The 11665-nt window shown below is 65.3% G+C and carries 4 protein-coding genes; 3 read left to right on the forward strand and 1 reads right to left on the reverse strand.

The features are described 5' to 3' along the window. Positions 1 to 2: 2 nt before the first annotated feature. Positions 3 to 899 carry an MBL fold metallo-hydrolase gene (locus tag RUGAMON1_RS26405; RefSeq protein ID WP_445233318.1) on the reverse strand — a complete coding sequence of 299 codons (897 nt, stop codon included), beginning with the start codon at positions 897 to 899 and terminating at the stop codon, positions 3 to 5. Positions 900 to 1109: 210 nt separating this feature from the next. On the opposite strand from RUGAMON1_RS26405, the gene RUGAMON1_RS26410 reads away from it, so the two are divergent. From RUGAMON1_RS26410 to RUGAMON1_RS26420, 3 genes are all read left to right on the forward strand, one after another. Then, positions 1110 to 2726, forward strand: coding sequence for an HD domain-containing phosphohydrolase (locus RUGAMON1_RS26410; protein ID WP_445233319.1), 1617 nt, complete (start codon positions 1110 to 1112; stop codon positions 2724 to 2726). A gap of 34 nt (positions 2727 to 2760) precedes the next feature. Continuing rightward, complete coding sequence (locus tag RUGAMON1_RS26415) at positions 2761 to 5040, forward strand: CHASE2 domain-containing protein (RefSeq protein WP_445233320.1); 2280 nt, start codon at positions 2761 to 2763, stop codon at positions 5038 to 5040. 257 nt (positions 5041 to 5297) lie between these two features. Beyond that, on the forward strand, positions 5298 to 11665 hold a 6368-nt coding region (locus tag RUGAMON1_RS26420; RefSeq protein ID WP_445233321.1), incomplete at its 3' end, for a YDG domain-containing protein.

Here is an 11665-nt window from a genome sequence, read left to right on the forward strand (position 1 = left end):
CGCTAGGTCAGTAACACTTCCATGCCTTCATAAGCGAGGAAGACCTTCAGGTCGCCCAGCAGCGGCGCGTGGCGCGCCATCACGTCGGCGAACACGGCTTCGAGTTCGTCGTCGCTGCGGGTCGGTTCATGATGGGTGCAGTATAGCGCTTTGGCGCCGGTGCGCAGCGCCATGGAAAAGGCGGAATCGAAGGTGCCGTGGCCCCAGCCCTGCTTGGCCGGATATTCCTCGCGGGTGTAGGAGCAATCGACGATCAGCGCGTCGACCCCCCGCACCGTGGCGTCGATGGCGGCGTTGCGCTCGGCCATCCATTGCTGGTAGGCGTCGTGCTCCGGGTGGTCGGCCGGATGGATGTTGTAGTGCGGCTCGTGGTCGCCGGTGAAGAACACCGACTTGCCGTTGCACTCGATACGGTAGCCGAGGTCGGTCACCGGGTGGTTCATCACCACGTTGTGCACGGTGGCGTCGCCGACCCGGATCGCTTCGCCGATGGTCAGGGTCTGGTATTCGATGGTGGCGTCCATCTGCGTTTCGCTGACCGGGAAATAGCTGTTTTGCAACTGCACGCCCATCACGTGCTCGATGCCGTTGCCGGTCACCGGGTCGGTCACGCCGTGCAGCCGCACGCGGCTGTCGCGCACGAACAGCGGCGTGAAGAAGGGCAGGCCGTGGATGTGGTCCCAGTGGCTGTGGGTGATGAAGATGTTGGCGTGGACCGGCGTTCTTTTGTTTTGCAACAGGGATTGGGCCAGCGAAAAGATGCCGGTGCCGCCATCGATGACGATCAGGGTGTCGTCGTCGGTGCGCACTTCGATGCAGGTGGTGTTGCCGCCATAGCGCGCGGTGCGCGGGCCGGGGGAGGGAATGGAGCCGCGCACCCCCCAAAAAATAAATTTCATACGAAATCCCTAGTTTTTTATGCTTAATACTGCGATCGATGATAGCTTTTTTTTTCGGCAACAGGGAAAAACCCGACACTGCCTGCGCTAATTTGTGTCGTGGAGCATTTGCCGGTGTACAACAGCTTGTGCTAGAGATACACTTCGAAAGTGCGCCTGAGCGTCTGGCGGCTAGCGCAAGCCCATACTACAGGTATTGAAAAAACAACCATGCAAGAGTTGAATCAAACGCAGATCTCACAGCGGCTCGACCAGCTGACGGAACTGAGCGTCCAGCTGGGCAGCAGCCACGATACCGATACCTTGTTGGAGCGTATCCTGATCGTTGCGAAAAGCATGACCAACGCCGACGGCGGCACCCTGTACCGTCCCAGCGAAGACAAACGCTTCCTCGATTTCACCATACTGATCAACGATACCCTTAAGACACATCAAGGCGGCATCAATGGCGAGCCGATTTCCGCGCCCGGCGTGCCCCTGTTCGACGAGAACGGCGAAAAAAACCTGGCCTCGGTGGCGGCCTACGCGGCGCACTTCGGCCTGTCGGTCAACATCGAGGACGTCTACAAGGCGGATGTGTTCAATTTTTCCGGCATGGTCAAGTTCGACCAGCTGCGCCAATACCATTCGCAATCGTTCCTGACCGTGCCGATGAGCGACCACGAGGGCGAACTGGTCGGCGTGCTGCAACTGATCAACGCCAAGGACAGCGACACCGGCGCCATCCGCGCCTTCAGCCAGACCGACCAGCGCTTCATCGAGGCGCTGGCGGCGCAGGCCGCCGTGGCGCTGACCCACCAGCGCCTGATCGCCCAGCTGGAAGAGCTGCTGGAATCGCTGGTCAACCTGATCAACATCGGCATCGATGAAAAATCGCCGTACACCGGCCGCCATTGCCAGTTCGTGCCGGAACTGACGATGATGCTGGCCGAAGCCGTGCACAGCACCGAAACCGGCCCGATGGCCGATTTCCGCATGACCGAGCAGGACCGCAAGGAACTGTGGCTGGCCGGCCTGCTGCACGACTGCGGCAAGATCACCACGCCGGTGCACGTGGTCGACAAGGCCACCAAGCTGGAAACCATCTTCGACCGCATCGCCGTCATCGACACCCGCTTCGAAGTGCTGCTGCGCGACGCCGAGATCGATGCGCTGCGGCGCAAGCTGGCCGGCGGCGACCACGGCGCCATCGATGCCGAACTGGCGCAGCTGCAGGCCGCGCTGCGCGAGGAGCGCGACTTCATCCGCGTCGCCAACATCGGCGGCGAGGGCATGAGGGCGGAAGACCAGGAGCGCGTGCGCCAGATCGGCCAGCGCCGCTGGGTCGGCGTGGACGGCGTCGAGCAGGAGTTCTTCAACGCCGACGAGCTGATGAACCTGACCATCAAGTTCGGCACGCTGACCGACGCCGAGCGCAAGGTCATCAACAACCACATCTCGATGTCGATCCGCATGCTGGAGGCGCTGCCGTGGCCCAAGCACCTGAAGAACGTGCCGGAATACGCCGGCGGCCACCACGAGCGCATGGACGGCAAGGGCTATCCGCGCGGGCTGACCAAGGAGCAGATGTCGATCCAGGCGCGGGTGATGGCGATCGCCGACATCTTCGAAGCGCTGACCGCCAAGGACCGGCCTTACAAAAAAGGCAAGATGCTGTCGGAGTCGCTGCGCATCCTCGGCAACTTCTCGCTCAACGGCCACATCGACCCCGACCTGTTCGACATCTTCATCCGCAGCAAGATCTATCTGGTGTTCGCCCAGAAGAACATGGACGAAAAACAGATCGACGACATCGACGAAGCCAAGATCCCCGGATATACGCCCTAACGCCCTGACGTCCTAACCCCCGGAAGGAGCGCGCGTGCGCCTGATCCCCGCCAAGTGGACCAAGACCCTGTTGAAGTACGGCCCGCGCTGGCTGCTGGGCGTGCTCATCACGACGGCCGGCGTGCTGTACACGCTCAACATCTGGGAGAGCGAGGCCGTGGCCCGCTTCGACAACCTGCTGGCCGGCGAACGCATGAAGCTGGAGGCGCCCGCGCTCGATCCGCGCATCGTCATCGTCGACATCGACGGCAAGGCGCTGACCGAGTTCGGCCGCTTCCCGTGGAGCCGCAACATCCAGGCCCGGCTGATCTCGCAGCTGACCGGCCACTATCAGGTCAAGGCGGTCGGCTACGATATTTCCTTCCCCGAGCCGGACACCAGTTCCGGCTACGGCGTGCTGGAGAAACTGTCCAACAAGGAGTTGAGCGACGTGCCGGCGCTCAGGCAGAAACTGGCCGAGCTCAAGCCCGCGCTGGACTACGACGGCCTGTTCGCCGCCGCGCTGGCCGGGCAGCCGGTGATCCTGGGCTTCAACCTGTCGCCGGACCAGGTCAAGGGCGAGCTGCCCAAGCCGCTGTTCAGCGAGCAGGACTTGAACGGCCGCGAACTGACCGCCTACAACGCCCCCGGCTACGAAGCCAACGTGCCGGTGCTGCAGCGGGCGGCGGCCGGCGGCGGCAGTTTTTCCGTCTCCACCGACCCGGACGGCATCGTCCGCTCGGCCTACCTGATCCAGCAGGTCGGCGACAAATACTATCCCTCGCTGTCGGTGGCCACCGCCGGCCTGTACCTGGGCGCGCTGGCGATCAAGCCGCTGCTGACGGAGTCGGTGGACCAGCTGTCGCAGAACCAGCTCGACAGCGGCGGCTACGACGCCCTGACCATCCTGCTGCCGGAGCGCAAGCAGCGCGTGATCCCGGTCGGCGAGGCGATGACCACGGTGGTGCAGTTCCGCGGTACCGGCGGCCCGGCCGGCGGCGCCTTCCGCTATGTGTCGGCGGCCGACGTGCTGACCGGACGCGCGCCGCTTGCGCTGCTGAAGGGCACGGCCGTGCTGATCGGCACCACCGCGCCCGGCCTGGTCGACTTGCGCGCGACGCCGGTCAAGGCAGAGTACCCGGGGGTGGAAATCCACGCCAACATCATCAAGTCCATCCTCGACAACCGTTTCAAGTCGCGTCCCTACTATGCGTTTGCGCTCGAGGCCGGGCAGATCCTGGCGATCGGCCTGGTGCTGAGTTTTGCGCTGGCCGCGCTGTCGCCGCTGCGCTCCATCCTGCTCGGCGTGCTGGTGCTGGCTGCCAGCTTCGGCCTGAACTACTACGAATACGCCTCGCTCGACCTGATCTACAACCTGGCGATGCAGCTGATCGTGGTCGCCGCCGTGTTCGTGCTCAACGTGGCCTGGGGCTATTTCTTCGAGGTCAGGAAGGGGCAGGCGCTGGTGTCGCGCTTCGGCGAGTACGTGGCGCCCGAGCTGGTGGCCGAGATGGCCGACGATCCCGAAAAATACAATATGGACGGCGAAAGCCGCGAGCTGACCGTGCTGTTCGTCGACGTGCGCGGCTTCACCACCATCTCCGAAGGGCTGACGCCCAAGCAGCTGCGCGAATACATCAACCTGTACCTGACGGCGATGTCGGAAGACATCCGCGACAGCCACCGCGGCACGCTGGACAAGTACATCGGCGACGCCGTCATGGCCTTCTGGGGCGCGCCGGTGGCGTTCGCCGACCACGCCAGCCGCGCGGTCGCCACCTCGCTGCTGATGCAGGCTTCCGCCCACCGTCTCAACGACGAGTTCATCGCGCGCGGCTGGCCGCCGTTGAAGATCGGCATCGGCCTCAATTCCGGCCTGATGCACGTGGGCGACATGGGCTCGAAAATCCGCCGCGCCTACACCGTCATGGGCGACGCCGTGAACCTGGGCTCGCGGCTGGAGGGCATCACCAAGGTGTACGGGGTCGGCATCACGGTCGGCGAGGCCACCCGCGCCGCCGCGCCGGAATACGCCTACCGCGAGCTGGACCTGGTGCGGGTCAAGGGCAAGAACGAGCCGGTGGCGATTTTCGAACCGATAGCTCTGGAAAAAGATCTCGATCCGGCCACCCGCAGCGAGCTGGAGCGCTGGCATTCGGCGCTCGCTGCCGTGCGCGCGCAACAGTGGGATCAAGCAATGGAGATAATTGTTGAATTGAAGACATTATTGCCGGACCGCAGCCTGTATTCCTTATATACTGAGCGCATCGCATACTATCGAGCTCATCCTCCCGGCGTGGACTGGGACGGCGTCACCACGTTTGAAACCAAATAGTAAAAAAAGCTCAATGATGAAGGCGAGACAAGAAAGCGCACTCTAGCCACAGGCGGCGGAAAAAAACGCCACTCCAGACAGGAAAAAAAGTGGCGGCCTGAGCAAAGAAGGCTACACTGAGAGGAATATTAGTTTCCTGGTGGCTATGCTTTTTTCAAATGTTTTAAGCCCTTCGGACCACCAACAATTCTAAGTAACCGACTCGCGGCGCACCGGGGCGCGCGGGCCCAGATCCACACCGGATAGAGGATGCCCTTATGAAAGCCGAGACCAGCCGCTCCCCACAACGCCGCGCACAGACCGCGCCGCTGCGCCGCAAACTGATCGCCGTGCTGGTGGCCGCCTGTTACACCGGCGCCCAGGCGGCGCCGGTCAGCCCTACCGTGGTGGCGGGGCAGGCCAGCTTCAACCTCCAGGGCAAGACCTATTCGATCACCAACACGCCCAACACCATCATCAACTGGCAGAGTTTTTCGGTGGCGTCGGACGAGATCACCCGCTTCATCCAGCAGAGCGCGGACAGCAAGGTGCTGAACCGCATCACCGGCCAGAGCCCGACCCAGATCCTCGGCTCGCTGCAGTCGAACGGCAAGGTGTTCCTGATCAATCCGAACGGCGTGATCTTCGGCGCCGGCTCGCGGGTGGATGTGAACGGCCTGGTGGCCTCCAGCCTGGCGATCTCGAACGCCGACTTCCTGGCCGGCAAAAACAACTTCAGCGGCGACGCCGCGGCGGGCAAGGTCAGCAACGCCGGCACGATCACCACGCCGTCCGGCGGCCAGATCTTCCTGGTCGCGCCGGCGGTGGAAAACAGCGGCGTGATCTCGGCGCCCAACGGCGACGTGGTGCTGGCGGCGGGGCGCAGCGTGCAGCTGTTCGATTCCAGGGATCCGAATGTGCAGGTGGTGGTGTCGGCGCCTGCCGACCAGGCGCTGAACCTGGGGCAGATCGTGGCGCAGGGCGGACGGGTCGGCGTGTATGGCGCGCTGGTCAGCCAGCGCGGCGGCATCAACGCCAACAGCGCGGTGCGCGGCGCCAACGGCCAGATCATCCTGAAATCGAGCGGCACCACGCTGGTGGAGGCGGGCAGCAGCACCACCGCCATCGGCGGCAACCTGAACACCGGCGGCGAGATTCAACTGCTGGGCCCGTTGGTCGGCCTGACCGGCAACGCCGTGGTCGACGCCAGCGGCGCGGCCGGCGGCGGCACGGTGCTGGTCGGCGGCGACTACCAGGGCAAGAACTCGGCGGTGCAGAACGCCCAGCAAGCGTATGTGGGCAAGGACAGCGTGATCAAGGCCGACGCCACGGACCACGGCAATGGCGGCAAGGTGATCGTCTGGAGCGACCAGGCCACGCAGATGTTCGGCGGCATTTCCGCGCGCGGCGGCGCGGCCGGCGGCAACGGCGGCTTCGTCGAAACCTCCGGCCACTACCTCGACATGCGGGGCGCGGTCGACACCCGCGCGCCCAAGGGCGCGACCGGCAAGCTGCTGCTCGATCCGAGCGACGTCTACATCGCCGACAGCACCAGCACGTACGGCGTGCCTAATTCGATAGGCAACGCCAATCTGATCTCCGGCGGCGGGACTTTCCTGGAGTCGGGCAGCGTGCAGGATTCGCTGCTGTTGACTAATACGCTGCATACGGCGCTGCTGGCCAACAACGTGACGGTCAGCACCGGTAACGTGAACGGCAACAGCAGCGGCGGCGATATCTCGGTGCTGAGCGAAGTGCTGTTGCCCTCGGGCCGGACCCTGACGCTGACCGCCGATCGCGACATCTACCTGAAGGCCCCCATCACCGGCGGCAACAGCGACCTGGTGCTGACGTCGGGCCGTAACATCACCCAGGTCACCGAACCGATCTCCGCGCTCACGCTGCACAACCTCAGTGCGTTGGCGGTCACCGACATCACGCTCGACAACACCGGCAACGCCATCGGCGGCGCCGCATCGCTGCAAGCGACCAACGGCAATGTCCTGCTGACGGGGAGCAGCGTCAATCTCGGCGCCAGCAGCGCCGGCGGCACGCTGACGGCCACCACCAGCAACAGCGACCTCGTGGTCAGTGGCGCCGTCACCAGCGCAGGCAACCTCGCACTGAGCTCGACCAAGGCGAATGGCCAGGTGACGATCAACAACGGCGCCTCGCTGTCCTCCAGCGCCGGCAGCATCGGCGTGCAGGCCGATAGCATCGCGGTGGGCGGCGCGATGACCAGCGCCGGCAATATGACGCTGACCTCGACCAAGGCCAACGGCCAGATTTCGCTCGACAACGGCGTGGCGCTGTCTGCCACCGCCGGCAACATCGTCATGCAGTCCGATAATATGGCGCTCGGCGGCACCATGACCACCGCCACGCAGCACGGCGTGCGGCTGACACCCAAATCCGATGCCACCGCCATTCAGGTCGGCGTCGGCGCCACCGACGGCACCGGCGTGCTGGGCCTGAGCCAGGCCGAACTGGCCGGCGTGCACCTGCCGGCCAACGGCTGGCTGAGCATCGGCGAGCAGGCCAGCGGCAACTCCGGCGGCAGCGGTACCGGCAACCTGTCCGTGGTGGGTAATCTGGACCTGAGCGGCGGCCAGAATGCAGGCAGTTTTACGTTGTACAGCCAGGGCGGCAACATCAGCGTCGGCGCTGGCGCGGCTGTCAACGGCAGCGGCGCGATCAGCCTGATTACCCGTTCAAACGGCGCTTACCGCATCACCAATGCCGGCAGCATCACCTCCAGTTCCGACATCAACCTCTACTCCGGCAAGATGACGCTGGCCAACGGTACGCTCAACAGCCCTTCGGTCAGTCTGGGATCGACCAACGCCATCGACATCGGCGCCTCTGGCGATCCCGCCAACACGCTGGTGCTGAGCAGCGCCGACCTGGCCGGCGTCAGCGGCAGTTCGCTGACCATCAGTAATAACAAGGCTGCTGCGGCCGGCGACATCGTTGTCAGCGGGGCGCTGACACGCACTAACAGCCTGAGCCTGACGGCCACCGGCAGCATCGCGCTGCAAGCGGCGGTCAGCACAGGCGGCCTGGCGCTGAACGCGGGCACCACCATCTCCGCCACCGACAGCGTGAACGTCAACGGTATCTTCAACCTGACGGCCGGCGCCTGGTCGCAGGTCGGCACCCTGCCGACCTTCTGCGCCACCGATTTCCGTATCAGCGGCGGCAGCTTCCTGCGCGCCGTCAGCGGCGACGGCGGCAGCAGCACACCTTTCCACCTGGCCGATGTCTACGGCCTGCAAGGAATCGGGTCGTTGTCGACCGGCTATTCCTACGTGCTCGACAGCGATATCGACGCCAGCCAGACGGCCCACTGGAATCACTCCACCGGCAGCAACTACGCCGGTTTCAAGCCGATCGGCGGCCTCGAAACTGCCTACAACGGCACGTTCGACGGCGGCTACAAAACGATCAGCGGCCTCTACATCAAAAACGCTGGCAACCGCACCGGTCTGTTCACGATGTTGGGCACGGGCACGATACAGAACGTCAAGTTGAGCGGCGCCACGGTCGAAGGCAACGGCTACACCGGCGCGCTGGTGGGCTCCATCGGCATAGGCGGCCACGTCAGCGGCGTGGCGATCGAGTCCAACGTGATCGGCACGGGTTCGCACGTCGGCGGACTGGCGGGCTACTCCAACGGCGCCATCAGCAACTCCTACGTGCAGGGCAATGTGACCGGCAAGACGACCGACAGCACCGGCAGCACCGGCGGCCTGCTGGGCGGCAACGGCATGTACGGGACCATCAACGCCGCGTACAGCAGCGGCGACGTCAAGTCCAATACCAGCGTCGTGGTTGACGCGCTGGTCGGCGACGGCGCCAGCGGCGGCGCGGTGACGGGTGGCTTCTTCCTGACCAGCGGCGCTACCCCCGACAGCGCCGGCGCGGTCGGCCTGAACGCGACGCAGATGAAGCAGCAGGCCAGCTTCAGCGGTTTCGACGTCAACAACAATTCGTCGGCGTGGCGCATTTACGAAGGCCACACGAACCCGCTGCTGCGGGGCTTCCTGACGCCGTTGTCCGTGCATGTGACCGGCAGCGGCACCACCAAGGACTACGACGGCAACAGCGTCACCTTCGGCCAGGCCTATACCCACGCCGACGTCAATGGCACGCTGGGCTACGATGGCGCCGTCAATCACGGCACCTACAACCTCGGCGGTCTGTATTCGACCAAGTACGACATCGCCTTCGACGCCACGCCGACGCTGGTCATCAATCAGCGCCACGTCACCGCCACGATCAGCAACGCCAGCAAGACCTACGACCGCCAGTCCAGCCTGGTGCAGGGCACCTCCGACGGCAGCTACACCGTCACGCTCGGCAACAAGGTGAGCGGCGACACGCTCGGCTTCAGCGGCAGCTTCAACTTTGCCAACGCCACCGCCGGCAGCGGCAAGACCCTCACCGTCACCAGCCCGACGCTGACCAACAACTCGCACGGCAACTACGTGCTGGACCTGAACGAGGGCGGCACCGTCACCGGCACCGGCACCATCAACAAGGCCAGCCTGACCATCAGCGGCCTGAGCGTTCCCGGCCGCACCTACGACGGCGATGTCCACAACCTCACGCTCATCGGCGGGTCGGTGTCCGCGATTGAGGGCGACAGTGTGATGCTGACCGGTACCGGCACCGCCACGCTCGTGAACAAGGCCGCCGGTGCGAACCGCCCGGTGACCATCGGACTGGGGAGCTTCGCCCTGAGCGGCGACCAGGCCATCGACTACCAGCTGAGCGTGCCGACCAATGTGGTCACCGAAATTTCGCCGGCGTCGCTGACCGTCAGCAACGTCACGGCCAACAGCCGCGTGTACAACATGGATTGGAACCCGGCGGCCAGCCAGTACGGCACGTTGGCGACCCTGAACGTCGCCAACGGCTCACTGAGCGGCAAGTTCGGCAGCGACGCCGTGACTCTGGTCTCTGGCCAAGGCACGTTCGACAACCGCAACGTCGGCACCGGCAAGAGCGTGACGGCCACCGGCTTCACGCTGGGCGGCGCCGACGCCGGCAACTACGTGGTGACCGGTCTGCCGACCGGGCTGACCGCCGACATCACCAAGGCCACGCTGACGGCGACCCTGGCCAGCCGCCAGTACAACAACAGCACCGGCGCCACGCTGGAGGGCGTCACGCTTACTGGCGTGCTGGGCATTCCGGAAGGTCCGCTCGACTCGGTATCGCTGTTCGTCAGCGAAGGCGCCAGCCTCAACTATGCCGACAAGAACGTCGGCGCCAACAAAACCGTCACCGCCAGCGGCGGTACGCTCAGCCTGAGCGGCACCGACGCCGGCAATTACATGATCAGCAGCAGCAGTGGCGTCCATGGCACGATCACCGCGCGTCCATTGTCGACCTGGACCGGCAGCGGCGGCGGTTTTTGGAGCGCCGCCGGCAACTGGGCCGACGGCGTCGCGCCGGACGGCGCCAACGTGCTGGCCGCCACCATCGGCAGCAGCGCCGGCACCATCACCTACGACGCCACCGCCGGCGCCAGCGGCAGCACCACGCTGAACCAGCTCACCGTCGGCAGCGGCAGCCAGCTGGCGGTGGCCGGCGGCACGCTGACGGTCGGCGGCACCGCCAGCCTGAGCGGCGCAACGCTCAACCTCAACGGCGGCAGCCTGGTGCTGAACGGCGCCACCACGGTCAACAACCTGACGCTGACCAGTGGCGTGCTGAGCGGCACCAACAGCGCCGCCACGCTGACCGCCTACACCCTGACGCAAACCAACGGCAGCATCGACATGAGCGGCTCGCTCAACGTCTACGGCTACGGCAATATCTCGATCGGCAATGTCAGGGCGCAGAGCGGCATCACGCTGAGCGCGGGCGAGAGCGGCGGGTCGATCACCCAGACCGGCCCGCTGACCACCGACAGCCTGCATGCCAACGCCACCGCCGGCATCACGCTGACCAACAGCGGCAACCATGTGGGCGCCTTCACCGCCTACAACAGCAGCGGCAACATCCTGCTCAACAACACCGTCAACAGCGGCGAGCTGGCGTTGGGCGCGCTGACCACCAGCAACGGCAACATCGTCATCGACAACCACGGCGGCATCCACACCGGCGGCACCGTACACGCCTACAACGGCGGGGTGTCGATCACCGCGCACAGCCCGATCACCATCAGCGACACGCTGATCGGCAACGACATCGCGCTGTCGGCCAGCACCGACATCACGTTGCAGGGCGGATCGCAACTGAACGCGGCCAACTCGATCAACATGGTAGCGACCAATAACATCGTGCTGGGCGGCGTGCTGAACGTGACCTCGCCGAGCGGCAGCATCTCGGCGGTCGCCACCAACGGTAATATCACCGTCGGCAGCGCCACCACGATCAACAGCAACGGCGCGCAGGTGGTGCTGGCTGCGCCATACGGCTCGGTGAGCGCCTCGTCGGTCACGCTGGGCAGCGGTACCGTGCCGAGCATCGACTCCGGCAGTGCGGCCGCCGCCGCCGCCGAAGCCGCCGCCAAGGCCATCGCTGACGCCAAGGCTGCCGCAGACGCCGCCGCCAAGGCCGTGGCCGACGCTGCCGCCAAGGCCGCTGCCGACGCCGCCGCCAAGGCCGCCGCCGACGCTGCCGCCAAGGCTGCCGC

Origin of the sequence: Duganella rhizosphaerae (assembly GCF_040364205.1) — a bacterium.
Classification (GTDB): Bacteria; Pseudomonadota; Gammaproteobacteria; order Burkholderiales; family Burkholderiaceae_D; genus Rugamonas; species Rugamonas rhizosphaerae.

Coding starts and splice junctions, on each gene's coding strand:
- RUGAMON1_RS26405 (WP_445233318.1), bottom strand. CDS start 899: ATGAAATTTATTTTTTGGGGGGTGCGCGGCTCCATTCCCTCCCCCGGC.
- RUGAMON1_RS26410 (WP_445233319.1), top strand. CDS start 1,110: ATGCAAGAGTTGAATCAAACGCAGATCTCACAGCGGCTCGACCAGCTG.